At 71.4% G+C, this 24,898-nt stretch carries 21 protein-coding genes and 5 pseudogenes; 19 read left to right on the plus strand and 7 right to left on the minus strand.

Annotated elements, in window-relative coordinates; translation table 11 throughout:
* Positions 1–19: 19 nt before the first annotated feature.
* Positions 20–772: an ASCH domain-containing protein gene (locus tag OG753_RS40255; RefSeq protein WP_405786590.1), complete on the minus strand. Its 753-nt coding sequence runs from the start codon at positions 770–772 to the stop codon at positions 20–22.
* A gap of 666 nt (positions 773–1,438) precedes the next feature.
* On the opposite strand from OG753_RS40255, the gene OG753_RS40260 reads away from it, so the two are divergent.
* Positions 1,439–1,831, plus strand: coding sequence for a hypothetical protein (locus OG753_RS40260; RefSeq protein ID WP_405786589.1), 393 nt, complete (start codon positions 1,439–1,441; stop codon positions 1,829–1,831).
* Between the two features lie 280 nt (positions 1,832–2,111).
* On the opposite strand, the gene OG753_RS40265 is transcribed toward OG753_RS40260, so the two are convergent.
* Together OG753_RS40265 and OG753_RS40270 are read right to left on the minus strand one after the other, a co-directional pair.
* A complete protein-coding gene (locus OG753_RS40265; RefSeq protein WP_405786587.1) occupies positions 2,112–2,450 on the minus strand; it encodes a hypothetical protein in 339 nt (112 codons plus the stop codon).
* A gap of 438 nt (positions 2,451–2,888) precedes the next feature.
* Entirely contained in the window at positions 2,889–3,128 is a 240-nt protein-coding gene (locus OG753_RS40270) for a tetratricopeptide repeat protein (RefSeq protein WP_405786586.1), read from the minus strand.
* Between the two features lie 37 nt (positions 3,129–3,165).
* Here OG753_RS40270 and OG753_RS40275 point away from each other — a divergent pair, with 37 nt between their 5' ends.
* From OG753_RS40275 to OG753_RS40285, 3 genes and pseudogenes are all read left to right on the plus strand, one after another.
* Positions 3,166–3,606 carry a hypothetical protein gene (locus OG753_RS40275; protein ID WP_405786584.1) on the plus strand — a complete coding sequence of 147 codons (441 nt, stop codon included), beginning with the start codon at positions 3,166–3,168 and terminating at the stop codon, positions 3,604–3,606.
* A 108-nt stretch (positions 3,607–3,714) separates the two neighbouring features.
* Positions 3,715–4,419 carry a hypothetical protein gene (locus tag OG753_RS40280; protein WP_405786583.1) on the plus strand — a complete coding sequence of 235 codons (705 nt, stop codon included), beginning with the start codon at positions 3,715–3,717 and terminating at the stop codon, positions 4,417–4,419.
* Between the two features lie 532 nt (positions 4,420–4,951).
* Positions 4,952–5,281 (plus strand): annotated as a pseudogene (locus OG753_RS40285) (serine/threonine-protein phosphatase); the annotation flags it as partial.
* 30 nt (positions 5,282–5,311) lie between these two features.
* On the opposite strand, the gene OG753_RS40290 reads toward OG753_RS40285, so the two are convergent.
* The gene (locus OG753_RS40290) at positions 5,312–5,488 is read right to left on the minus strand and encodes a hypothetical protein (protein WP_405786582.1); all 177 of its coding nucleotides are present in this window, start codon (positions 5,486–5,488) and stop codon (positions 5,312–5,314) included.
* A gap of 463 nt (positions 5,489–5,951) precedes the next feature.
* Here OG753_RS40290 and OG753_RS40295 point away from each other — a divergent pair, with 463 nt between their 5' ends.
* The 4 genes and pseudogenes from OG753_RS40295 to OG753_RS40310 all read left to right on the plus strand — a co-directional run.
* Entirely contained in the window at positions 5,952–7,016 is a 1,065-nt protein-coding gene (locus OG753_RS40295) for a helix-turn-helix transcriptional regulator (RefSeq protein WP_405786581.1), read from the plus strand.
* Between the two features lie 182 nt (positions 7,017–7,198).
* A complete protein-coding gene (locus OG753_RS40300) occupies positions 7,199–7,330 on the plus strand; it encodes a hypothetical protein (RefSeq protein ID WP_405786580.1) in 132 nt (43 codons plus the stop codon).
* Positions 7,331–7,386: 56 nt separating this feature from the next.
* A complete protein-coding gene (locus OG753_RS40305) occupies positions 7,387–7,779 on the plus strand; it encodes a hypothetical protein (protein ID WP_405786579.1) in 393 nt (130 codons plus the stop codon).
* 125 nt (positions 7,780–7,904) lie between these two features.
* Positions 7,905–8,041: pseudogene (locus OG753_RS40310) on the plus strand (IS5/IS1182 family transposase); the annotation flags it as partial.
* A gap of 760 nt (positions 8,042–8,801) precedes the next feature.
* Here OG753_RS40310 and OG753_RS40315 read toward each other — a convergent pair.
* Positions 8,802–9,110: an STAS domain-containing protein gene (locus OG753_RS40315; protein WP_405792472.1), complete on the minus strand. Its 309-nt coding sequence runs from the start codon at positions 9,108–9,110 to the stop codon at positions 8,802–8,804.
* 928 nt (positions 9,111–10,038) lie between these two features.
* On the opposite strand from OG753_RS40315, the gene OG753_RS40320 reads away from it, so the two are divergent.
* Complete coding sequence (locus tag OG753_RS40320) at positions 10,039–10,377, plus strand: MerR family transcriptional regulator (protein ID WP_383204160.1); 339 nt, start codon at positions 10,039–10,041, stop codon at positions 10,375–10,377.
* A 461-nt stretch (positions 10,378–10,838) separates the two neighbouring features.
* On the opposite strand, the pseudogene OG753_RS40325 reads toward OG753_RS40320, so the two are convergent.
* Positions 10,839–11,356 (minus strand): annotated as a pseudogene (locus OG753_RS40325) (PP2C family protein-serine/threonine phosphatase); the annotation flags it as partial.
* 565 nt (positions 11,357–11,921) lie between these two features.
* Here OG753_RS40325 and OG753_RS40330 point away from each other — a divergent pair.
* From OG753_RS40330 to OG753_RS40360, 7 genes and pseudogenes are all read left to right on the plus strand, one after another.
* Complete coding sequence (locus tag OG753_RS40330; protein WP_405786577.1) at positions 11,922–12,350, plus strand: peptidase inhibitor family I36 protein; 429 nt, start codon at positions 11,922–11,924, stop codon at positions 12,348–12,350.
* Between the two features lie 86 nt (positions 12,351–12,436).
* Complete coding sequence (locus OG753_RS40335; protein ID WP_405786576.1) at positions 12,437–13,351, plus strand: hypothetical protein; 915 nt, start codon at positions 12,437–12,439, stop codon at positions 13,349–13,351.
* Between the two features lie 32 nt (positions 13,352–13,383).
* Entirely contained in the window at positions 13,384–14,877 is a 1,494-nt protein-coding gene (locus OG753_RS40340) for a peptidoglycan-binding protein (protein ID WP_405786574.1), read from the plus strand.
* Between the two features lie 83 nt (positions 14,878–14,960).
* On the plus strand, positions 14,961–15,680 hold the full coding sequence (locus OG753_RS40345) for an ABC transporter ATP-binding protein (protein ID WP_405786573.1): 720 nt from the start codon (positions 14,961–14,963) through the stop codon (positions 15,678–15,680).
* Positions 15,677–16,921: an ABC transporter permease gene (locus OG753_RS40350; RefSeq protein ID WP_405786572.1), complete on the plus strand. Its 1,245-nt coding sequence runs from the start codon at positions 15,677–15,679 to the stop codon at positions 16,919–16,921. Before OG753_RS40345 ends, OG753_RS40350 begins: the two co-directional genes overlap by 4 nt.
* A 1,066-nt stretch (positions 16,922–17,987) precedes the next feature.
* Positions 17,988–18,758, plus strand: a complete 771-nt coding sequence (locus OG753_RS40355; RefSeq protein ID WP_405786571.1) for a hypothetical protein — start codon at positions 17,988–17,990, stop codon at positions 18,756–18,758.
* A 404-nt stretch (positions 18,759–19,162) separates the two neighbouring features.
* Positions 19,163–19,450, plus strand: a pseudogene (locus tag OG753_RS40360) (HNH endonuclease); the annotation flags it as partial.
* Between the two features lie 69 nt (positions 19,451–19,519).
* On the opposite strand, the gene OG753_RS40365 reads toward OG753_RS40360, so the two are convergent.
* Entirely contained in the window at positions 19,520–21,706 is a 2,187-nt protein-coding gene (locus tag OG753_RS40365) for a HEAT repeat domain-containing protein (RefSeq protein ID WP_405786570.1), read from the minus strand.
* A 121-nt stretch (positions 21,707–21,827) separates the two neighbouring features.
* Between OG753_RS40365 and OG753_RS40370 the strand changes: the two are divergent.
* The 3 genes and pseudogenes from OG753_RS40370 to OG753_RS40380 form a co-directional block, all read left to right on the plus strand.
* Positions 21,828–22,124: pseudogene (locus tag OG753_RS40370) on the plus strand (HNH endonuclease); the annotation flags it as partial.
* Positions 22,125–22,509: 385 nt separating this feature from the next.
* Positions 22,510–23,985 carry an NAD(P)/FAD-dependent oxidoreductase gene (locus tag OG753_RS40375; protein WP_405786569.1) on the plus strand — a complete coding sequence of 492 codons (1,476 nt, stop codon included), beginning with the start codon at positions 22,510–22,512 and terminating at the stop codon, positions 23,983–23,985.
* Between the two features lie 289 nt (positions 23,986–24,274).
* On the plus strand, positions 24,275–24,898 hold the full coding sequence (locus OG753_RS40380) for a TetR/AcrR family transcriptional regulator (protein ID WP_405786567.1): 624 nt from the start codon (positions 24,275–24,277) through the stop codon (positions 24,896–24,898).

A 24,898-nucleotide genomic window follows, 5' to 3' on the forward strand; every position in this document is an offset into this window, starting at 1 on the left:
TCGCTGGTGCCTCCGCGGTCTAGGAGGTGCCTGTCTTGTCGTTGATCTGGAAGGTGATGACGTCGACTTCGTCGGTTCCCGCCAGATCCGGGTAGTGGCCCTTGAGGCCTTCCCGGAGTTCGGTTGCGGTTGTCAGCCCCCCGGCTTGGGCGTCCTGGTTGGTGAGGTCGCTGACCAGGCAGTGCCTGATGCCGGTCACCTCGGCCGGCAGGACGACTTCGGGGTCGCTTTCGAACACCAGCCGTGCCGGCCCGAGCTGGGCCGGGTCCCGGAAGCGGATGGTCTTGGTCTTGGCGCCCGAGCGGACGTCTTCAAGGTAGCGGGGGTTGAACCGGATGATCGGGGGACCGGCCGTCTCGGGATCTTGGTAGAGCGACGGGTCGAGACCGTTCATGCCTTCCGGGGTCCATCGCTGAGTCAGCGGCATCAAGTCGGCGGCGAGAACGGACCTGGGGCCCGCGGGCGTGGGCACGATGACGCGCATGGTGGGGTAGTAGTCCACGAAGACCTGCCGATCGCGCCCGCACGGGCCGATGACGCCGCGCCCGTGGTTTCCCACGGCAACGATGCAGCGCATCTGGCGGGCGCCCTGGGCTCGTGCGGCTCCCAGAGCCACGAGTTCGGCACAGGGTCCGCCGGTGAAGTGGTAGAGGTTCACGCCAGCGAACATCCGGTAGTCGGCGGCCATGACCGCGGCACCCATCGTGTGGATCCCGTCTTCGTCGGGCCCGGCGTCGGTATGCGCGTCTATGGTGCGGCGTGCCAGCTCCACGAGCTCACGCTCGTCATCATTGAGAGCTCGTGCAGATGACGGTACGTACACGTTGTCAGCCTTCCCTTTTGTCAGCAGTCGCCGAAGATCATTCCACGCCACGCAGGTGGGTTCCACGGCATTTCGGCTTGCCTTGACCGGGCCCCTACGGTGGTCCCGTGGGCAGGGACGGAGGGGCCCGGCTGAGGCTGGTCGTGGTCACGGACGGGCGCCCCTGAACCCCGCCCCTGAACCCGCCGCAGAGCCCTGGCACCGGAGCCGGCCGCCTGTCCCGGCGCCGGGGCCAGGGCTGAGCCGTCTACGGGGCAGGACATCCGGACCGGCACACCGGGCGGCGCCCGCGTCACCGAGGGGGACGTGGCCAGGCCCCCCGGGGCAGATCTGCCGGCCGGTCGTGCACCGGATCTCGGCGACCGGACCCGGTCACCCACCAGCTGCGCGGGCGGCACCCCGCCTTCATGGACGGGAGCCTGCCCGAACCCGCCGGCCGCGGACGTTTGCGATCACTCGTCCGGCCGCGTTCGGCCGGGTCCTGCGCGGCCCCGGCCGGCCTCCCACCCCAGATTCGGAGGCATCCGTACCCAACCGCGCGCGAGGGCGGTCTCCAACCGCCCGATCCACCCGCCGGCGTGCGGCGTGCGGCGTGCGGCGAGCGAAGGGCAGGTCATGACCGAGCGCCCCAACATCCTGCTGATCGTCACCGACGAGGAGCGCGCCTCCCTGCCCCGGCCGCCCGGGTTCTCCCTGCCCGCCCGGGAGCGCATCGCGGCCCGGGGAACCACCTTCGAGCGCTACTACACCGCGTTGGCGCAGTGCAGCTCCGCGCGATCGGTCATCTACACGGGGCAGCACCTGCCGCTCACCGAGATCTACGACAACGACAACATGCCGTACATCCGCCCGCTCAACCCCGAGCTGGGCAGGCTGAGGCATCGAAGCGGGGTGTCGGCAGCGGCTGTGACCCATGGAGAGATGGGCGCCGGTATCACTCCCGAAGACCCGCAGCGCGGAGGGGTTGTCCGCCTGCCCTTCGCAGGCTTGCCCAGGCCGGTCCGTTAGCTGCGGAGTCCGTCCCCCAGCCGCCGACGCCCCGACGAGGCGGAGATCCCCGAATCGGAGACGGACGGGCGAAACTCGTCCTGCCCGGCCCGCTCCGCGGCAGTCCGCCGGGGGGCTGTTGGCAACTCCTGGCAGGCAACGACGGCGGGGACCGGTCCGTGCCCGAGCGGGCGGCGCATGGTGCTCATTGCCACAGTTTCGCAGGGAGGCTGACGCCCCGTCCGAGGCGGGCAGCTACATAGGGCGCGGGGTACTGACCGGTTGGATCACTTCCGACGGCCTATGGGATGCGGCGAGCCATCGTCAGCGCCTGAATCTGGAGCTTGCAGTCGAAGAGGGCCTTTCGCTGAGGTCCCGTCAGCTCAGGCGGCAGCTGCTTCACACGCTCCCAAGCGACAGCGCGCAGTGACCGGGCCAGCTCCAACTCCCTGTGCTGGAGAGCGACGCGTAGGCCCTGGATGCTGGCGTCCAGCCGCTGCAGGGCGGCTCGGTGCTTCTTGGCGAGCTTCTTCCTCCGATGCTGTTCCTGCGCGGTCTTGGCCTGCTGCAGAGATCGGCGCTCTTCCCAGGTCGGCCCACCAGCGAACAGGTGGACTCGCGGCCGACCACGGTTTGTCATGCGGACTCCTCGTCGGGTGGAGGCGTGGGCGGCACGCGTAGTGCTGTTCAGCGTGTCGGCGTGCGGTCCTGCGCTGAGCGTTGCCTGCCACAGCTTGCCAACGTCCCCGGCGATGGGGAACTGGGGGTGAAACGGCATCCCTCGTGCTTCCAGACCCCCTTGCGCCTACAAGTAGGGGTGCCGAGAGGAAGTCTGTCACCAGCCGCCGACGGCGGTACCCCTACGGTGCGCCCGGCGGTATGCGTCTGCTCCGCTGAATCGATACGGGTGCTCGCCATGGAGGTGTGGGTGTGCCATCTGGGTCCAGGCCATATGGCCACAGCCTGCTGAAGATTCCAGGCTCCTCGGCCAGGCGGTACAAGGCGTTGGGATTGCTGTGGTCGGCGGCCTGCCGGGCCAGGGCTTCGAGGCCGTCCCGGTCCCCGGCCTCCTCCCGCATCAGGGTGCCAGGCGGAAATGGGCGTCGGCGTTGCCGCGGTCGGCGGCCTGCCGGACCACGACTTCGACGCCGTCCCAGTCCCCGGCCCGCTCCATCATCACGGCCAGGTGAACCAGGGCGAGGGGGTGGTCGGAGGCCTGCCGGTAGAGGGCCTCGGCGCCGTCCCGATCCCCGGCCTCCTCCCGCATCTCGGCCAGGCGCAGCAGGGCGTGGGGGCAGCCGTGGTCGGCAGGGGCCACTGGACAACACCTTCCGGACGCCGGATAGAGTCACGGTGTGATTACGGTCCGCCCCGCTCTCGGCACGGCACGGACCCGCCACCAGGCGGGCCCGCTGCGACTGCTGTGGCTGGCCGCGCTGCTGTTCGCGTTCCTCTACACCCACGCCGCCGGAGCCGACAGCGCCTCCGCGCACGTCACCGGCGGCGCCGTCGCCGTGCCCCACCTGGCGTCCGCCGGCGATGACGGCGTCTCTCACCACGACGACCAGCGGCCCGACCGCCAGGACGATGCCGGTGACGGTCACCCGCATCCCGCGGAGGCGTGCGCCTCCGGGCACCCGCAGCAGGGTTGTGACCTGCCCGGGCCGCACCCGACCGCCGTGGCCGTGGAGTCGTCCTCCTTCGCCGCGATGACGCCGCAGCGGTGGACCCAGACCCGTCCCTGCGGCCTTCCTCCGTCACACAGTTCCCTCGGTTCCGTGGTGCAGCAGGTATAGATCCGGGCCCTTTGCCCCGATCTGCCCGGACTCTCGTCGCCAACCCCGGACCGCCGCCACCGCGGCCGACCGGGCGTTGAGCCACGCACGCACCCAAGGAACCCGCACATGACCTCCGTCCAGCTCCTCGACGCCCGCACCCCGCAGGCCACACCGGACACTCCCGCCGCGGGGCGGGCCGCCCGGCGCAAGGCCCAGTCCCGCAAGCGGTCACTGGCCGCCCGCTACCTCGGCTACGTCGGCTACTTCGTCGGCGCCGGCCTCATCAGCGGCGCCGTCGTCCACCACCCCCTCGACCCCGACCGCTACACCCGCATCGCCGCCTACGGTGCGCTCGTCTTCCTCGCCGCGACCGTCCTCAACGAGTTCCTCCTCACCCGCGAGCGGCCCGGCCTGCCACGCATGCTCGTGGTGATCGGCTCCTCGCTGCTTCTGTCTTTCGGCATCGGCATGCTCAGCGGCGGCCTCCAGCACTTCGACGACTTCCCCGCCCGCGGCGCCGTCCTCGTCCCCGCCGGCATCGTCGTCTCCTTCGTCGCCTACGTCATCAAGGACGCCGACACCCCCACCCGCCGCATCTTCAGCCTCCTGGGCCTGGCCGTTCTCGCGGTCGCGGCTCTCGCCTTCTTCGGCCTGCGTGAAGTCGCGGCGTCCATGGAGGCCACCCCCGGCGGTGGTCACAGCCACGGCACCGCCGAGGAACCCGCCGCAGACGACCACACCCCGGCCACCACTCCGGCACCGGGCATCTCCGGCCAGCCCAACACCGCTTCCACGGCCCCGGCTCACAACGACGGACACGCCGGCCACTGACCAGCCAGAGTCCTCCGTCGAAGGGCTGTCCATACCCGCTCCCCGCTGGCCACCTGCGTGGAGGCGAGAGCGGTGACGCAGCCTCGTGGGCTGGTCAGCCCCCATGCCCTTGTCTTCGAGGACGACCGTCAGCTCGCGAAAGGGGAGGCCGGGCAGGGCCCCTGGCCGCGATGTTGCAAGGTTCGTCGGCAGCGTGCAGTAGAGCCCGCGCCCGGTTGATCGCCGATGTCAGCCGGGCGCGGTCATCCGCGTTGGTTGAGGGCGCGGGTCCGATCACGGTTTGCAGCTCGTGTGGCGTCGAGTTCGGCCTGCCGTTCCTCCAGTGCCCGGGTCAGCTCAAAGGACCGTCCAGTACCACGGCGGGCTGACGTCCGTCCGCGTCGTGCGTCACGTGTGCTGGGCGCGTTCGCCGGCCGGCGTAGGACGGCGTCGCCGTGGTGCATCCGATCGGCCTTCGGCGGACGAAGGTGTCCCACAGGTGATGGCGTCGTTCCGCCGGGAATAAGATTCTTGTAACCCCGTGGAGGCTGATGTGGCGGATGATCGGATCGGGTCGGCCGAGGTGCTGGCGGCGGCGGAGGCTGCCGCGCCGGTGGACTCTCTCGATGTCGTGGCGCGTAATCTGCGGGACCGGTTCGGTGCGCGGTACGTGTCGTTCCTGTTCGCCGATGTGGTCGGCCGGCGTCTGCTGCGCGTTCATGACACGGCAGCCGAGTATCACGAGGACCGAGCACAGGTCGCCTTCTCCGGCCGCAGCGTCTACGACGAGGTGCTGCGTGGCCAGCGCCTGGTGCTGGCCGCGGACGGTGGGCAGGGGCAGCGGGTTCTGGCCCCGGTCACCAATCGCGGGGACACCGTCGGTCGCGGGTGCCGGTGGCGTTGAGGAACCGGCTCACCTGGGGCGTGACGGGTCCGGTGAGGGTAGTTCGTGGTGGGGCAGGGCGTGGACGAGGGCGGTGTCGGCGAACGTGACGAGGCTGAGGTCGAGCTCACCGCGGACGTGAAAACGGGTGTAGCCGACCCGCTGTTCGGATTCCGTCTCCGCCTGCGCGTCCTCGTCCCCGCACACGAGGGAGGGAGAGCCGGTGACGGGGTGCCAGGGCCCACATGGAACATGCCGGGGGTGCACGGGTGCGGTCGCATGGTGGGCCGTCCTGGGTGGGAGCGGAGCCCCTCCCTTTCCGCACGCAGTCCGCGCGGCGAGCGGTCGCCACGCGGTCGAGGAGGCCCGGACCAGGAACACCCCTCTCCAGGGTGGCTCCTGGGGGAGAGGACGCGGCGGCACGGATATCGCCAACGGCTACTGCGCGTCTACCCCCGAAGCCGCCGGAACGCCCGGCCGCTCACCCGGTTCAGGAAGGAGATCATCGGGCCTCATGGCTCGCGGGTGGCTGTTGAACCAGCACGCGTTTGGGGGTGGCGCCTTCCCCAGACCGGGCATCCGGCCGGGCGGGTACCGGCCCCGTGCGGGAATCGACCCTTCCAGGTCCTTGGAATCGTCGACCCCGCGCATGCGGGGATAATGGCGTGATATGGGTCTTATGTTCTTCGACGACAAACGTCTGGCGGGTGACCTTTACGCGGCGGCGAGCCAGAGCACCGGCCCCGAGCAGGTCGGAGCGGGGATCTCGCGGGTGCTTGCCCCCATCGTGGCCCACGACGGGCTGAGCCTGGTGGGAACTGACCCCGCGACCGGTCCCGGACTCGGCAGTTTCAGCTTCTGGCACGAGTACGACCCCGAGCTGGTCAGGGAGCTCGTCATGCACCGGCATCTGGGAGGCGGCCCGCAGCGTCCTGCGATCCCGACGCTCCTGCGGACCCCGGCCGTCGTCGTGGGGGCCGGGACGGACGGCTCGCCAGTGCCGGACCCGCGCATGCGGGAGATTCTCACCGCCCACGGGGCGAGTTCCGAGCTGCGTCTGCTGCTGCGGGACAGGCGGGGCGTGTGGGGAGCGCTCGGGCTGCTCCGCTGCGCGGGTGCAGTGCCATTCGGCCAGGACGACGCCGAGCGGGCGGCCCGGCTCGTACCGGCGCTGCTGGCCGCCCTGCGCCGGTACGCGACCACCGGCCCGCTCTGCCCCGAGGTTCCGCCCCTGTCGGCGGGCGTGATCACCATCGGCCCCGACCACCGGGTCAAGGCGGTCAGCCCGCAGGCGCAGCTATGGCTAGACCAGTGGGCGGCGCACGCCATCCCCCCGTGGGTACCGGAAGCCTTCCTCCTGTCATTCTCCCTTGTCACCCGGGCGGAAGCCCGCCGTCAGGGCGGAGCGCTCCCTCTGGTGTGCGCGCCCCCGGCGGCCTGCGGCCGCTGGACCACTTGCCAGGGCCAGGTGCTCGACGCGGGCGCCACAGGCGATGTCGCCCTCGTCGTCCAGGGGGCCACCTGGGACCTCGTCCTGCCGTCCCTGTGCGCGTGGTACTCCCTTACCCCCCGGGAACGCGACGTGGTCACACAGCTCCGCACGGGAGCCTCCGTCAAGCAGATCGCCCGCCGCCTCGACCTGTCCGCGTACACGGTCAACGACCACCTCAAGGCAGTCTTCCGCAAGACCGGAGCGGACGGACGCGACGAACTCAGCGCGGCGCTGACCCGCTGATCCGGTCAGCGCCGGGCGGCGCCTGCCCCGGTCAACCCCGGGGCCGTCCCTGATCCGTTCAGCCTCGCGGTGTCCCCGATGCGTTCCGTGCGGGGGGCCGACCCGCTGATCCGCTGCCCCCTGGTCCGCCGTCCGTCCATCCCTGACATCAGGGGGTCGCAGCAACGTGGATCCGGCCCACCATGAGAAGGAAGACCGGTACCCACCCGGTCGGCTCGTACAGCGAGGCCGAGACGTTCTCCCTCGTCGAGCCGCCGGCGCACACGGTCCGGTCCGTCGGAGATCCCCGTACGGGCATGGCGCGTATGACGTGAGGGCACAGTCATGCCGCTGCCCTGTCGGGATCCCTCCTCACCGAAGGGACAAGGACATGACGCACAACACTCTTCGTGAACCCGCCACCGGGGACACGGCAAGCGACAGCATGGTGCAGGCTCGGACCGAGGAAGCGATCCCGTCCGTGGACGGGATCGCAGGCAAGGCCCTGCTGAATCCGGAGATGGCCTCCCAATCCTTCGAGATTAGGGGCCACGGCATCTTCGAGCGGATCCTGGACGTCCCCGCTTTCAAAGGCGCCTACGCCATGGTGCTCGGCTCCGTCACGGAATACAGCCGTGCCACCGACAAGCCCGTCATGGGAACCGCGGTCGTCACCCTCCACAACCTGGTGGCCAAGGACCGGGGGCAGGTGGGGGTCCGCGTGGGAGTGAACTGGCACGAGGACCTCGACATCAGGGTCACGCTGCTGTGGTTCATCACCTGAACCCGCTCACCTGACGGCACGACAGAAGGGGGCGCGGGTGACCGCGCCCCCGACGCCCGAGCACGGGCTCATTCCCGGGCTGCGGATCTCACGGCCGATCCACCCCGTTCGAGGCCGGCCAGCAGCCAGGCGAGCAGCGGCGGCGCCGCTATCCCGGGCGGTTGCGTGTTCCTGACCGAGTGGCCCTCGCCGGCGTCCAGTTCATGCTGCGGACGGTGTCGCGTGGCGTGTTCCCGCGGAGACGGTGGGCTGCTCCGGTCTGCTGGACCTGGACGACTGCGCGTGGACGGCTCGCTCTCCTCGGGGCCGGGGGTGCGTGGTCTTGACTGGCTGCTGATGGCTCGGCAGCTCGTGGGCCTGCAGCAGGCCGGTGTCGACCGCGGCGCCTTTCAGCCACAGATGGGCCGGATGACCGCTGGGGTCCGCCAGGCCGTCACTGAGAACGCGGCTCGCATCAAGGCCGCATGCACCGACCGGAGGGCCGACCTCCTGCGCACGTCGATGCCGGAGAGCCTGGTCCGCGACGCGATCCTCTCCTCCCCCGGTGTGGCCGGACATCGCGGCCGCGATGGGCCGCCTCGATGGCGCGAGGATCGGGTCTGGCTGCCTCAGATCTCGATACGCCGGAGCCACCAATGCAGATGTTCTGCGGCGAAAGGGTCGTTAACTGTCCGCTTGAGGACGCGTGCGTCGACAGGGTCCAGCGCGGCTCGCAGCTCTCGTCGAGCCCGGGCCCGCAGGTGCCATGCCGCCACTTCGAGCAGTGTGCGGATATGCCCGGTTGGGACGTCTGAGTATCCGTAGTGCCATTCTTCAGCGCTACGGGGTCGGCCGGCCCCGTAGAGTCCAGCGTCGGAACGCGAGCGCGACATCACCCGTAGCGGGGCCCGGCCGGGGTGGCGTCAACCGGCCGGGCCCTGCCGTGCGTGGACCCTCTCATCGCCTTGCCACCGTGCCACGGCCGATCGTGGGCCGCCCGGTGTGCGATCCGTGTGGGGGACTCCGGCCGGGTGCTGCCCCGGTCAGCTGTCGGTGACCGGGAAGAGCGTGTCGGCGCCGGTCATCTCCAGCAGGCGCCGGAGCTGAGGCGGCGGGGTGCGCAGGATGATACGCCGGCCGTGTTCTGCGGCTGTCTGCCGTGCGTGGATGAGGGCGTTGAGGCCGGAGGAGTCGCAGAACGACAGGTCGGACAGGTCGACGAAGATCTCCTCGGCGCCGCCAGGCTGGGTGATCGCCGCGTGCAGGGCGTCGTACAGCATCGGCGCCCGGTCGATGTCCATCTCGCCACCCACATGCACGACACGGCACCGATCATCACCGTTCACCCACACGCCCTGCTCACCTTCTCTCAAGATCTTTTACCCCGCCCATGATTGAGGCAGCCCGGGCGGGGAGCGGGGCACAGGCCCTCAGCGCATGAGGACTCAGGCGGCGGCGCCGCCCAGTCGCTGTGTCCCCCCGCCCGCAGCCGCTAAATCCGGCGGCACCCGATTATCTTAGGGATACGCATCCAAAAATCTATGTCGGCCGGAGTAGACATTGGGTGGTGGTGTGGTTATGGTTTCTCTCGTAGCCCAGTCAAGAAGGGCCCGGCAGAGACGAACTGCCGGGCAGTAGTACCCGCAGTTGCAGTTGTTGGACGGTACGGCGGTGGAGTTCCGAAGCCAGGCTTGTGCAGGACGGCGACGGGACTGACGGCCGGACCGGGTGGCCCGCAGTCATCAGGGGCCGCCGCAGGCAGTACCGCGGTGATGGCAGTACCCAGCAGTGAAGTGAAGTGAGCAGCACCTCGGTGAAGGCGTCGGCTGCGGGCGCGCGCACCGGGACGTTCGGCAGTGGGGTTCTGAGCCAGAGCAGATGAAGGATGGGCGACGGGGCTGGCTGCCGGAGCGTGGCGCTCGGTCAGGCCACGAGCAGTAAAGAAATACGAAGTACCAGCAGTACGAGTGCAGCAGTACACGCAGTTCGCAGTTCCCCGCTTGGTAAGCAATTGATCATCCGAGGGATGAACGGAGGAGTTGAGGCGCCATCAGGATCGCCCGGGCGGCAGGCTGAGCCCGGGTACCGCAGGACATCGACAGTGAGGTGGTCTCCGGTCAAGCAACCGCGATCCCCGCATCTCCCGTCCCCGTTCGGGCGGGTCAGCGGATACAGAAGGTCGGCGCAGTATCAGGGCCGGCAGATGGTGTAACAGTTCCTTCGGGGCCCTGGTGCCGTACGGCACCAGGGCCCCTCCACATGTTCCACGAGAGAGGTTCCATGACAGCAGACGACTCGTTCGGCCGTCTCGACGACGACGATTACCCCGCCTACACGATGGGCCGGGCCGCCGAGATGCTCGGCACCACACAGGGCTTCCTCCGAGCCATCGGCGAAGCCCGCCTGATCACCCCGCTCCGCTCCGCGGGCGGCCACCGCCGCTACTCCCGCTACCAGCTGCGCATCGCCGCCCGCGCCCGGGAACTCGTCGACCAGGGCACCCCGATCGAGGCCGCCTGCCGCATCGTCATCCTCGAGGACCAGCTGGAAGAAGCTCAGCGGATCAACGCCGAGTATCGCCGTGCCGCCGGATCGACGAACCCACCGGCCTCGGCATGACACCGACCCGCGTCCGCCGGGTCACCGGCGAGCCCCGGGACCCGCGGAGAGAGTGCGCCCACGGCCGTTCCCTCTCCCGCAAGCCGCACGAGCTGCCCCGCGGGACTGCGGCCCGGGGCCGGTCGAACCGGCCGTCCTAGGCGTGCCACTCGGTCGACGACCGCACGATCGGACCGCTGCCCACGTCGAAGTAGCCCGGCTCACTCCCGTCGGCCAACAGCACCCCCAGGGCCCCTCGTGCGCGGCCCCCAACGCCAGCAGCACGCTGTCCACGACGACCAACCCCTCCTTGCGGGGTGCGTTCGAGCTGTCCTACCGGCTGGCCCTGCGGCTTCCAGGCTGCCCGGACCGGGCCGCCCACGCACCGGGATCCACCGAAAGCGGTATGGCAGCGCCGGACGCCACTATGTCGATTCCGCCCAGCGGGGGAAAAGAGTCGGCCGGGGCCAGTGCCCGCGGTCTCAAGCAATTGGGCGGCCGCCTGCGGTGTGGGGGCCGTGCCAGTCGAGGCAGAGGACGGTGGCGTCGTCTTTGGGTGGCCGGCCGTTGTAGGCGCCGGTGACTGCGCCGACCAGGGTGCGTACGACCTCGCGTGGATGCTCGGCTGCGGTCTTGCGGAGGAGGGCGGGCAGGTCGACTGTTTCGGCGTCGCGTTCTTGCATGCCGTCGGTGTGGAGCAGGAAGGCGGTCGCCGGGGCGCAGGTCGAGTTGTTGCACCTGGTACAGGCCCTGAGTGGTGATGCCGAAGGGCAGGTCCACGTCCAGGTGCAGCACGTCGACCGCGCCGTCGCACAGGCGCAGCAGGGGCCAGGGGTGGCCTGCGTTGACGAGCTGGGCGCCGGTCCCGTCCAGGGCGATGCAGCAGCTGGCCGGTGGCGAAGGTCCGTCGGCCGTGGTCGAGGAGGGCCCGGTGGATCTGGCGGGCCTGTTCGGCCAAGTCCGTCCCTGCGCGGCGGGCGCCGCGGGAGGCGTTGACCATATCCATTGGTCGGCGACTTCGTCGGCGCCCAGCGGGGGCGCCGGCGGCGCTGGGTCCCGGTCGAGGGGGGACGACCGGCGCGAAGTGGGCTCCCTGGAGGGGCAGTGGAGCGCTGGACGCGCTCGGCGAGAGGGTGCTCCTCGCGACCGGGCGGATGGGGCTCGCCGCCTTCGCGGACTGCCCGCAGTCGTTCCGGATGCGGTCGGCGGACCCGCCGTCGAGGCTCGCAGCGGACCGCGAGGGCCGGAGCCCGGTCGTCGTGGCCGCAGCCCGCCGGCGCCGGTGGGCGTGGCGGTGGTGGCGACCGCCGAGGAGGCCGCCGACCGAGTGCGTGACCTGCCGCTTTCCTGAAACGCGGGGCGGATAAGGACCACAGAGTGATCACCACTTGTCGGTCGAGTTCAACAGAGTGTAGAAATCAGCCTGCCCCACCAAGTGGCTTGAGGAGGACGGTTCTGACGAACCGTCCGTCTTCAGCCTGCCCCCGCATCTCCATTCCGGATTCCCGTCCCCGGAGCCGCGTCCACGGGGCTCTTCCGAGCACTCCACGTAAAGGATTTCGTTCATGAACAAGACGGTGCACGCTCTTCGTCTGACAGCGGTCGTTGCGGCCTCCATGGCCATGGTCTTCACCGCCGCCGGGTCGTCCAGCGCGAGCCAGTTCAACTCCTTCTGCGAGGCGAAGGAGGTCTGCATCTACAGAGACAGCAACCTGAATGGCGCGTGGATCGACCACCAGTACGCGGACCCCAACTACTGGAACAACACGTGGACGGTCATATACCCGGAGGAGTCCACGAATGACCGGGCCTCCTCGCTGGACAGCTGGGACCCCAACTGGAAGGTCCGCTTCTTCACCAACTCCAACTACGGCGGCTCCTGGCAGACGCTCCCCGAGTACGGGCGCGCCAACTCGGTGAGCTACAACGACCAGTACAGCTCGCACTGCTGGAACGACGGCGGTGTCGGCGGCTACTCGCAGTGTGACTTCTGAGGGTGACCCCCTCCGGCCGTCGCCGCCACGCGTCTCGGCGCGGGGCGGCGACGGCTCTGCAGTTCCCGCCCTCCCCCATCCTCCGAATGGACGTCACCACCGTGCCCGACGCACCCCGCCGCTCCGTACGATCCTCCCTCGCGCCGTACGCGGGACTTCTCGCCTCGACCGCTGTTCTGCTGACCGGGTGCTCTGCCGCGGAGGCCGGCGGAGCGGACCCGGACACGCCGGGCAAGCCGATAGCCATCGGCCAGGTGCCGAAGATCACTGACGCCGAACAGCTGACCTTGCCTCTGGACGCCTACCAGTTGAGCCCCCGCGACGCCCGGAAGGTGCAGGACGCCCTGGACACCCTCGTCACCGACTGCATGACGAAGCAGGGCTTCGCGTGGGCTCCGCCGCAGCGTCCCCCGGTGCGTGAGGGCAGCCGGAACGGCCGCCGCTACGGCCTGCTCGACCCGGAGGAGGGATCCCAGACCGGCTACCACGTCACCGGGACCACCGGTCAGGGCGCGAAGGGTAAGGAGCAGGGACAGGACGGCTCCGCCACCGCACAGGAGGCCGCCGGGCAGTGCGTGCTCACCCAGCGGGCCAAGCTGAACGGGCAGCAGAAGGCCGACAAGGCCGCGTCCGGCCCCGACGAACTGGTCGAGCGGCTCGTCGTGGAGAACGCGAGCCGGGCCGAGCGGGACCCGCAGGTCCGCGCCGTCTGGTCCCAGTGGAGCGACTGCATGGACCAGGCGGGCTACTCGTACGACGGGCCGTGGGACTCCAACAACGACCGTGAGTTCGCCACGCCGGAGCCGACCGACAAGGAGCGGGCGGTGGCCTCCGCCGACGCGAAGTGCAAGCAGAAGCACAACGTCGCGGGCGTATGGATGGCCGTGGAGACCGCCTACCAGAAGCGCGCGATCGAGACGAACGCTGAGGCCCTCGAAGAGGCGAGGAAGGCCAACGAGACCCGGCTCCGCAACGCGGCCGACGCGCTCGGCCAGGGCTGATGCAGGAGTCGGACGGCGCGAAGGAGAGGGCCGTGTCCTCGGAACTCATGGCGGGCGGACCGGGCGCGGACGACCCGCACGATGCCGCCGGGGAACCCGGCGCCGGGAGCGGACTGTCGCGGCGGCGGCGCTGGGTGGCGGCGATGGCGGTGGGCGCGGTGCTGGCCGCGGCGGCCGGCGTCGGCGCGTCCACGGTGATCAAGTCACCCGCGCAGGCGGCGGCGGAGGCGGGGCCGCCGCCCGCCGACGTGCTCACCGCGGTGGTCGAGCGGCGGGTGCTGACGGAGACCCTCGTCCTGCGGGGCAAGGTGACCGCCGACCAGACGATTCCGGTCACGCCGGCGGTCAACGCCGGAGCGGGCGCCGCCCGGCCGGTCGTGACCAAGGTGGCGGTGGCGGCTGGGGACACGGTCGCCGCGGGCCGGGTGCTCCTGGAGGTGTCGGGCCGCCCCGTCTTCGCCCTGGAGGGCGGACTTCCGGTGTACCGGGACCTCAAGCCGGGCGCAGAGGGCGACGACGTGGCCCAGCTGCAGCATGCGCTGGGCCGGACGGGGCACGGCACCGGCTCGGACCGGCGCGGCGTGTTCGGCGCCGGGACGAAGGCGGCTCTCACCGCGTTCTACGCATCGATCGGCTACGACCCACTGCCGGCCCAGGCAGACGGCGGCGGCGCCGCCGTGAAGGCGGCGGAGGAGACCGTCACCGGCGCACGGAGGGCCCTGGAGGATGCCCGGGAGGCGCTGCAGAGGAACTCCGGGACTACCGCGGGAACCGAACCGGCCGGCGGCAAGGCGACCACCGGCGGCTCCACGAGCGATCTCCGCAAGGCGGTGACCCGCGCGCAGGAGGATCTGGACGACGCGCAGAAAGCACTGTCCGAGGCCCGGGCGGCGGACGGGCCGATGCTGCCGGCCGGCGAAGTGGTGTTCCTGAAGGCGTTCCCCGCCCGTGTGGCCTCGGTGACGGTGAAGGTCGGCTCGACGGTGTCGGGACCAGTGCTGACGATGTCGGCGGGCGAGCTCGTCGTCGAAGGGCGGCTCCGGCCGCACCAGAAGGGCATGGTCCGCGCCCAGCAGAAGGTCCGGATCCTCGCGGAGCTCAGCGGGACCACCGTCACCGGGAAGGTCCTGTCGGTCGCGGACACCATGCAGTCCGGGCAGAGCGAAGCCACGGACAAGAACACGGAGGGCGAGGGCGCCGCTCCCGCGGGGCGGGAGGGCTATCTCGTCGTGGTCCGGCCGGACAGCCCGCTGGATCCGGGCCTGTCGGGCCAGGACGTGCGGCTGACGGTCGAGGCGGCGTCCACCGAGGGCGCGGCCCTGGTGGTTCCGGGCTCCGCGATCTCGGCGGGCGCCGACGGCCGGACCACGGTCACCGTCGTCGCGGCGAACGGTTCCGAGCGACGGGTGGAGGTGCGTCCGGGAACCACGGGCGACGGCTTCGTGGAGGTCGTTCCGGTGGAGCCCGGTGCGCTGCACGAGGGCGAGGCCGTGGTGACGGGCGTCGACGTACGGACAGCGCAGTGACCGCCCGCCGGCCGGCCGGGACGGAGTCACCGGGGGCACCGGGGGCACCGCCCGCGGACTCCGGGACCGGCCCGCTTCCGCCGGTGATCGAGCTGCGGGGCACCGGTCTGGTCTACCCGGGCCCGCCGCCGGTGGAGGCGCTGAAGCCGTGCGACCTCACTGTCCGGCGCGGCGAGTTCGTCACCGTGGTCGGCCCCTCCGGGTCGGGGAAGTCGACGTTCCTGAACATCGTGGGCCTGCTGGACGCGCCGACGACGGGCTCGTACCTCCTCGACGGGATCGACACCGGAAGCCTCGGGGACGCCGACCGCACGAGCCTGCGGGGCAGGCGCATCGGCTTCGTCTTCCAGTCCTTCCATCTCCTCCCGCTGCGCAGCTCGCTGGAGAACGTCGTCCTCGCCATGGTGTACGCCGGAGTGCCCCGCTCCGAGCGGCGCGCCCGCGCCCTCGAGGCGCTGGACCACGTGGGCCTCGCGCACCGCGTCGACGCCGTACCGGCCCGGCTGTCGGGCGGCGAACGCCAGCGCGTGGCGATAGCCCGGGCCCTGGTGGCCCGGCCGTCGCTGCTTCTCTGCGACGAACCCACGGGCAACCTCGACACGCACAACGCGCGGACGGTCCTGGCGCTCCTGGACGAGCTGAACGCGGACGGGATGACCGTGGTCGTCATCACCCATGACCCGCAGACCGCCGGGCACGGGAGCCGTATGGTGACGATCCGCGACGGCGTCCTCGGAGACTCGCCCGGCGGCTCCCTCGGTGGTTCCCTCGGTGGTTCCCTCGAAGACCGGGTGATCGCGTGAGAGCCTTCCGCCGGCGTCACCGCGGCCGCCTCGTCGAACCCTCCACCTTCGCCTGGCGCGACCTGCTCTCGGAGTCCGTGGCCGGGATGCTGCAGCGCCCGGCCCGTTCGGCCCTGACAGCGCTCGGCACCGTCCTCGGGGTGGGCACGTTCGTGGCCGTCCTCGGCCTGACCGCCACCACGTCCTCGCAGATCGACGCACGGTTCACCGTCCTGTCCGCGACGGAGGTGACCGTCGTGGACATCGCCCGCGAGGTGGACAACCTTGCAGGGCCGGCCTTCCCCAAAGACGCCGACGAACGCGTCGACAGGCTCAACGGAGTAGAGGCTGCAGGGGTGTTCTGGACCGTGCGGCTGAACGGCGCCACCGCCGTGCGCTCGTCCCCGGTCGGCGCCGGCGCGGCCGCGCAGGTCGACGTGATCGCCCTGTCGCCCGGGGCCCTCCGGGCGGCGGGGCCCCGGCTCTCCCAGGGCCGCGCCTACGACGCGTACCTGTCCGACTCGGCCCAGCCCGTGGCCGTCATCGGATCGGGCATCGCCGCCCGTCTCGGCATCACGACGCTGCGGACCCATCCGGCGATCTTCATCGGCGACGAGCCGTTCACCGTCGTCGGCATCCTCGACGACGTCGACCGCAAGCCCGACCTGCTGCTCTCCGTCATGGTTCCGAGCACCACCGCGGAACGGATCTGGGGGCCGCCGACCGACACGCCCGCCTCCATGCTGATCTCCACGAAGGTGGGCGCGGCGCAGCAGATCGCCCGCGAGGTGCCCATGGCACTGCGCCCCGACCACCCCGAGTACCTCAAGGCCGTTCCTCCGCCCGACCCGAAGTCCCTGCGCAAGAGCGTCACGTCGGACCTGGACCAGCTGTTCCTGCTGCTGGCGGGGATCTGTCTGGTCATCGGCGCGGTGGGCATCGCCAACACGACCCTCGTGGCCGTCATGGAGCGCACCGGCGAGATCGGACTGCGCCGGGCGCTCGGCGCCCGCAGCCGGCACATCACCGCCCAGTTCCTCGCGGAGTCGGGGGCCCTGGGCGGGTTGGGGGGTCTGCTGGGCACGTCCCTGGGCACCCTTACCGTGGTCGCGGTCTCCCTCGCCCGCGACTGGACGCCCGTCGTCCATCCGGGCACGGTCGCCGCCGCTCCTGTGGTCGGCCTGGCCACGGGTTTGGCCGCGGGCCTCTATCCGGCCTGGCGGGCCAGCCGGATCCAGCCGGCCGAGGCGCTGCGCCGCTGACGCGAACGGCCGCCTCCCTTCAGGAGGCGGCCGAGGTGCCGGGCCCAGCAGCGGTGTGAACAGGCACGCCCATGGCAGCCGGCCATCCTCGCGATGGGCGTCCCGCGACACGCCCCGCAGGGCGCCTCCGACGGGCCCGCTGCGCCCCTCAGATGGATGATGCGACGGCCGTCCTGCAGAGCCGCCTCCGGCGTGGATGGCGGACCCTGGAAGAGGGGGCCCGACAAGCCGCGAGGGAGGCCCCGTGACGCTCAGACCGCCGGTGGAGCCGATGCTGGCGCAGGCGGCGGAAGCCGTGCCGGGCCCGGCGGCACTGCGGGCGGGGGTGGCGTACGAGCAGAAGCTGGACGGTCATCGGGCGCTGCTGTTCACCGCTGCCGGCCCGGGCGGCAGCGTGCTGGTGCAGACCCGTCGCGGGGCGCTGGTGTACGACCGGTGGCCGGACCTGGTGGGCGGCCGCCGAGGCGCAGTCGCCGCACGGCCTGGTCCTCAACGGCGAACTCGTCGTCTGGTACGCCGAGGCGGGCCGGTTGTCGTTCGAGGCGTCGCAGCGCCGGCCGCCACCCGCGCCTGCGGCGCCGCAGGTCTCGTCACTCGGTGGCCGGCCACGGCGCGGCCCAGTTCCGTCGTCTTCGACACCACCCTCGTCTGCCCCGTCCTTGTCGCCGAGGTCAGCGCGGACCGGGCCGTCGACCACGGCGCTCTCCGCCGCCGCTGCGGGTCCAGCGGCTGCGCCTGGGCGTGGGCTTCGAGGACGTACCCGGGTCCGGCGGCGGCCGCCAGCGCGCTGCAGACGGACCTGGTGCGCTACGACTGTGCCCCGCCCACGTCTTGCAGCGCGGCCCCGGCTTGGAGGACCGACCTACGCCTGCACCGCCCCACTGCGCCGGCGAGCCTAGTGTCCGGACTCAGGAGCGGTGGGGAGGCCGCGCCCAAGGCGCACCGAATGTACTGCTGGCAGCGGTCTTGGGCTCGCGGCCGGGGGCCGGGGGGCCGGGGTCCCGTACCATGCACCCTGGAATTGAACGTGCTCAAATGTGGGGGGGCTGGGGTGGGGAGAGAAGTGGTGACAGCGGTGGGGGACGGAACGGCCAGCCGACGGTTCGCCGTCGTCCTGTGGTCGGCGCTCGCGGTGGAGGTCGTGGGGCTGTCGGGGGCCTTCGCCCTGGCGGACACCACCGTGCTGGTGCCGGAATATGAAGGCACCTTCGCCAAGGAGTGCGCGGTGCTGCTCGGCCTGGCGCTGGCGGTCCTGCCCGTCGTGGTCGCGGTGCTGGCGCTGCGTCTTCCGCGGAACACCACGGCCCTGTGGCGGGCGGCCGCCTCGTGGATCCTCGCGCTGGCCCTTCTGATCGTGCTGGGCGCGGCGGGATCGGGACCGTGGGTCGGCTGGTGTGTCGTCGCTATGGTCGCCTCGTGTGTGGCCACCGTCATCTGCGCCGACCACAGAGCCGAGCTGCCGAGCGGGCCGTCCCGCGTCGTGGCCGCGGTCGCCCTCGCCGCGCTGGTCGTGGCGGCCTGCGGCTCCTGCGCCGGGCCGTACACCGACTATCCGGGGGTCTGGACCGCTCCGCACGACGCCGCCTCCCTGACCCTGACCGAGGAGACGCAGCCCGGGCGGGGCGGCCAGTACACCTTGCGGATCGGGACGTGCACGGAACGGGGCCAATGGGTCTTTGACTACCCCCAGATGTCGACCTCGGTCCAGATGTGGCTGCATGGTGACAACGTGAACGCGTGCCTGCCGGGCCATCCGGACGTCCAGGTCCGTATCGTCGGCGGTGACCGGAGGGCTCCAGTCATCGCGCTCTACGGGCTGCACCTGACCAAGCAGTGAGCGGGACGTCCGGGCGGTCGCCCGCAGAAAGTATGGGTCTGCCGCCGATGCGGCCCCGCACCGGAGGGACCAGTCCCCTCACCCGCCCTGGCCTTGTGCCCAGCGCACCATCCATCATCCGTCCCGGGCCGAACAGGCCTCGTAGTAACGGGGAAAGCCCCGTTCAGCGCGACCCCGTGACCCCCGCGCCCCGCCTGCCCGGAGGCGACCACAGCGCCTCATGTGAAATCCATACGCGTCCCTAACGCCGCTCAAGGGAGCGTAGAACTCCTTCCCCCAGCCTGCCGCTGGCCCCCGCCCAGTCCGATAGAAACACCTGGCACAGCCCCCTGCGCACCACCCGCCACAGCACCGTGAACCACACGCACAGGAACACCGCTCGATCCGAATGACGCACCCCGCCAGCTGGCGCTTCCGCCTGGACGGCGGCGCGCCGGGAGGCGTACGCGAACGACCAGGGCCAGCCGGCCTCCCTGGTCGCGGTGACGGCCCGCTCCAACCGGAGCAAGGCCGACCAGGACCCGGCGGAGTGGCTCCCGCTGGCCGCGGACGCGCTGTGCCGCTACGGAGCCGAGTGGACCGCGACGAAGCTCCGCTGGGGCCTCGCGGTCGACGAGGCGGAGCGCGACCGGCTGCTGGACATTGCGGCCGGCTGCGGCGGCACGGATGTGGAGTTCACCCCCGCCCCGTAGGTCGAGGGCTGGCGGAGAAGGGGCCGTCACCGCGTTGGGCCTGGCCTTGCGGTGGCGGTGCTACTGCGGTCAGGAGGTGGCCCGGGAGGCTTGCGTACGCGTCAGGATGGACTGGCAGGCGCGCTGGATTTCGAGGTCGACGGAGATGTTCCATCCCCAGGGGTCACCTCCGCGGCGGGGCTGCGCGAGCGCGGACTGGATCTGGGGGAGGGCGGGGTGCGCTGCTGGGCCCATGCGGTTGAGGCAGGCAACGACATGGCGTGCGGTGGAGTTGTTGTCCTTCCAGGCGGCCAGCAGCGCCAGCACGACGGCGGGGTCTTCCCCATCTCTGCTGATGTCCCAGAGCGCGGACGCCACATGGACCAGGGTCCAGGAGTCGTTCAGCACGGTTGAACCGTCCTGCTCGTTGCGTGCGTTCTGTTCGAGTTGGTCGTTCAGTATCTGGCGCAGGCGGGGCAGCACGGCCGCGGCGGGAGGGCCGATCCGGCCGGCAAGGTTGACCGCGTCGAAGTTCCGCCTGTCGTCGAGGAGGTGTTGCAGCAGCGGAACGACCTGCTCGGGGCGGCGCTCAAGTTCCCAGACGGCGCCGGTCGCGGCCGTACGGGTTCCTTGGTCTTCCACCTCGGTCAGGGAGCGGACGGTCTCCAGGGCGGTGACGGCGCGGGGGCCGAACGAGGCGAGCGACTTCAAGATGGGCGCGGCCGTGCGCCACTGCCCCCGCTGGACGGCGGCCTTGATGGCATCGGCGAGTGCGGGCACGGCGGCCGGGTCGCCGAGTGCGGCGAGCGCGGACGCGAGAGAGGTGGGACTGACATCGGGCCATTCGCGGGAGTGGTCGATGTCGGCGAGGAGACGGATGAGGCGGGGCGTGAGTTCCGCAGCGGCCTGGGGCAGTTGGCCGGTCGCGTTCACGGCGCGCCAGGCGTCGATGCCGGTGTCCAGCGCGGTCAGCATTCCGGGCAGGGCTCGCTCGTCTCCGAGCTCGGCGAGTGCCAGGACCGCCTGCTGGTGGGCGCGGCGAAGTTCGGCGTGTGGGCTGGCCCAGGCATCAGGTCGATGTGTGGTGCGCTGGGTGGTGACGTAGGCGGCGAGGGCTTCCCGGGCCGGTTCGGCAAGCTCGGCCAGGTCCCCGAGCGCCTCGGCTGCAGCCGCCGACGTGTAGGAGTCGCGTGGCAGCAGGCACGCCGCGAGGAGCCGCACCAGGGGAGTGTGGTCTCCTCGCCAGGAGATGATCAGTTTGCGTGCCATGTCGATCGCGTCGTACCGGGTGGCCGCATCCGGGCTGCGCAGCTGCTCGCAGAGCAGCGCGGTCCGGTCCTCGACACGCGCGTCGAGGACCTCGTGGAAGGTCACCAGCATGGACGTCGTGGGCGCGTGGACCCGGCCGCGGCGGTCGAGGTCGGCGAAGGCGGCAGCAACGTGCCCAGGAACACCAGGGTCGGGCTCGGACTCAAGAGCACACGTGCACAGCTCCGTCGACCCTGGGCTCTCGCTTGCTTCCGTGCTCTCCTCGGGCAGGGGTATCGGCGTGATCCGGCGGAGGAGCGCGATCGCGGCGGGCACCGTGGTGTCGTCGATGGACTCGGGGACGCAGCGAGCCCGCTGCACGAGCGCCGCAAGACGGACGTCGGCATCCACCGCCGAGCCGTCGGCGAGGAGGTCGAACCATGCCCGCGCTGGTTTCCCAGCCGCCGGGAGCCGCAGCGCCAGATCGCCCATCGTCCGGATCACCAGCAGCCGCTCCATGGTGCCGTTTTCGGCGTCGAGCCGGTCCCGAAGGACCCCTACCGCCCGCTCGGCGTCGTCCAGGAACAGCCCCAGTCCCGCGATCGCGGCCGAACGCACCCGCGCGTCCGGATCACAGGCGTAGCCGACGAATACCTCGCCGCGTCCACGTATCAGGGCTGCGGCGTCCTGGTAGGCAGTGGTCTCTTCACCGTCGATGCCGATCCATACACCGCCGGCCTCGTCCCGATCGACGGCTTCACGGCCGATGCTCACGATCAGCGCAACCACTGACGCCCGATCAGGTGTGGAAGGGCTGTCGGCCATGCCGAACAGGAACGGCAGGCTGGCCACCGTGCACGGATACACGTCTCCCTGATGGTGGGCCGCGCCGTAGAAGCTGCTGAATGCCTTCTCCCGGATCTCGTCGTCGGATGAAGCCATGTCGTGCAGCCATTGCGGAACATCACCGGCCGGCCCGTAGGCGTGTCCCAGGGAGGCCCAGTTGATGCTTTCCAAGTCGTTGATCATGCCCGGCACTATGCCGCGCAGCACTGACACCCTGCGATAGCAGTCGCGGGGGCACCCAGATCTCGCCCGCCAGAGCCGTTGCCGCTGAGGCGGCTGCAATACCGCTCATTTGGAATGACGCGCCCTGCCAGCTGGGGCGTCCGCGTGGACGGCGGCGCGGCGCGAGGCGTATGCGAACGACCAGGGCCAGCTGGCGTCCCTGGTGGCGGTGACGGCCCGCTCGAACCGGTCGAAGGTGGACCAGGACCCGGCGGAGTGGCTGCCGCCGTCCGCGGATGCGCTGTGCCGGTACGGCGCCGAGTGGACCGCGACCAAGCTCCGCTGGGGCCTCGCGGTCGCCGCGGCGGAGCAGGACCGGCTGTGGGACATCGCGGCTGGCTGCGGTGGCACGGACGTGGAGTTCACCCCCGCCCCGTAGGCCTTGTCCGCCGGCCGAGTCTGTACGGCCCGCACGCGGGTACCTGTGGCGCGGAGCCGGCCGACTGCCTGTAGGCCGTCCGGGGAGGAGCGGGGGCCGCGATGGCGGCCCCCGATTGAGGTCTCCTCGACGTTGAGCTGCAGTCACCACACACCGCCCTCCACGCTCGTGCAGACCGGGCGGAGAGCACTCGGGGGCGGTCGGGTATCGGCTCAGGGGCTGAGTCGGGTGATCTTTCAGGGGTGGCCGGGAGTCGTCTTGATCTTGATGTGCCGGGGGTGGGTGGATGGAGGGTTCAGGGCCTGGTTCGCGAGGCCGCCCTGCGGCGGGTGAGGGCGAGCCCGACCGGAGCCGGGTTCTGGGCTGTGACGCGGGGAGTAGGGGCATGGCGGTGCAGGGTGCGGATGTGCTGGTGGTCGGCGCGGGAGTGGTGGGCCGTTCCCTGGCGTTCGCGCTCGCGGTGGCGGAGCCCTCGGTCCGGGTGGTGCTGGCCGGCGATACGGGCGGGGCGGCGGCGAACGCCGCGGCGTCGGGTGCGGCGGGGGCGATGCTCGGCGCGCTGGGTGAGGTCACCGAGTGCGGGCTGCGGACCCGGCACGGTCGGCTGCGGACCGACCTCGCGGTCGAGGCGGCCGGGCTCTGGCCGTCCTGGCGGGCCCGCGTCCGCACCGCTGCGGGCGCCGCCGCCCCCGACCGCGACGGATACGGCACCGGCACATTCATGATCTTGAACGCGGTCTCCTCCGCCCTGGACGACGCCTCGTTCACCGCTGTGGCCCAGGCGGCGGCCGAGTACGGTCTGGGCTGCGAGGAGACCACGCCGGCGGGCATCCCGGGGTATCGGCCGCTGGACAACGACCGTGCCCTGCGCGCCTGGTACCTCCCCGGGGAAGGCTTCCTCGACGCGCGGGCCTGGCTCGCCACCCTGGACACGGCCCTGGCCGCGCTGCCCCACACGATCCGCACCCCGGCCGGCACTCTCACCGCAGCCCCGGAGGGCGGCTACCTCCTCGACACACCTGCCGGCGTCTTCCGCGCTCCGCGCGCGGTGGTAGCGGCGGGCGCCTGGACCACCCCGATCCTCGAAGCCCTCGACCCGGACCTGCCCGTCGTCCCGGTCCTTGCCGCGGCGGGCACCGCGGTGACCGTCACAGGGCCCGAGACATGGCCCGCCGTGATCCGCACACCCAACCGCGCCTACGCCTGCGGCCTCCACGCCGTCCCACAGGCCGACGGCTCCCTCTACCTCGGCGCCAGCGCCCACCCCGCCCTCACCCCCCCCCGGCCCACCGCCGGAGCACTGCGCTTCCTCCTCGACGCCGCACTCAGCCAGCTCGACCACCGCCTCGCCGGCGCCGGCATCACCCACACCCATCACGGGAACCGTCCCCTGAGCCTGGACGGCCACCCCGTCATCGGCCCCACCCTCCGCGAGGGCCTGTGGGTCGCGTCGGGCACGCACCGCGACGGCCTGCACGCCTCCCCGCTGATCGCCGCCGCCCTCGCCGACGCCCTCCTGGCACCCACTCCCACCGACGATCCGCTCCCCGGAGTACTGGCCGCCTTCGACCCGGGCCGGGAGCTGATCTCCGATCTCACGGTGAAGGAGGCAGCCGCGGAGGCAGCCGCGCATCACGCCGCGCTCGCCGCCGAGGCCCGCATGCGTCCCCCGCTGACCGGCGCATGGCCCCAGACCCTGGCCGACGGCTACGCCGACCTGCTGGACCGCGCGTATGCGGCCATGCCCGAGGGCTACATCCCGCCCCCGGACCTGGCCCCCCTCGCCTACGAGAGCACCGGCCCGGCTCTCGCCGAGATCGCCGCCGCCCACCTGGCCCGCCACGACCGCGCCCACGCCTGAAGGGCCCGGCGGGTGCGCCCGGGAGATACCGGGGTCGCATGGATTTTCTTGGCGCCGTCGTGGCCGCGTGAGGCGGTCGGCACTGACGTGGCGGCCCGCACCGACTGCGTGCGCGTCGATGATCCTCGCGCTCGGTTCCACCTCCCGGCCCTCGCGCTCACCGACCTTCCCAGGCAGCCGATGAGAGCCGGATGTCCGTCCAGCATCCCCCTCAGCCTCCATCCCTCCTTGGGAATATTTATACCGTTTCTCGACAGTTTGGCATGAATTGGAGTACTGTCGACGTGCCATGAAAGAGAAGCGCGCGTACGAGAGTCCGCTGCGTGCCGGGCAGCTTGAGCAGACCCGGCAGCTGATCCTCGCCGCGCTCACCGAGGCCATCGCCGACGAAAGCGTCCAGGAGCTGACCATCCCGCTCGTGGCGGAGCGCGCAGGCGTCGCCGTCCGCACCGTCTACCGGCACTTCCCGACCAGGGAGGCACTCTTCGCGGACTGGAGCGGGTGGGCCCAGGAGAATCTGCACGTGCTCACGCAGTCCTACCCGGACACCTTGGGCGGGCTGCGCCGCGTGGCGCCGGAGCTCTACCGCTCGTACGACGAGCACGCGCCACTGATCCTCGCCATGCTGAACTCCAAGGCGGCCCGGCCGCTGCGGGAGCAGGGCCGCGGGGACCGGTTCCACTCGGTGGAGGCGGCGCTGGCCGAGCTCACGGCGGACGCCGACCCGGTAGCCCGCCGCCGCGCGGTCGCCGTGCTGTACCTGCTGGTGAGCGCCCCGGCCTGGCAGGCCATGCGGCTGCAGGCGGGGCTCGACGGGGCGGAGGCCGGCATGGCCGCCGCCTGGGCGGTGCGGGTGCTCACGGACGAGCTGCGGCGAGACCCGGACGGCCCGCTACGCCACCCGAGCGGATGA

The sequence above is a fragment of the Streptomyces sp. NBC_00029 genome (assembly GCF_045160505.1).
GTDB lineage: Bacteria > Actinomycetota > Actinomycetes > Streptomycetales > Streptomycetaceae > Streptomyces.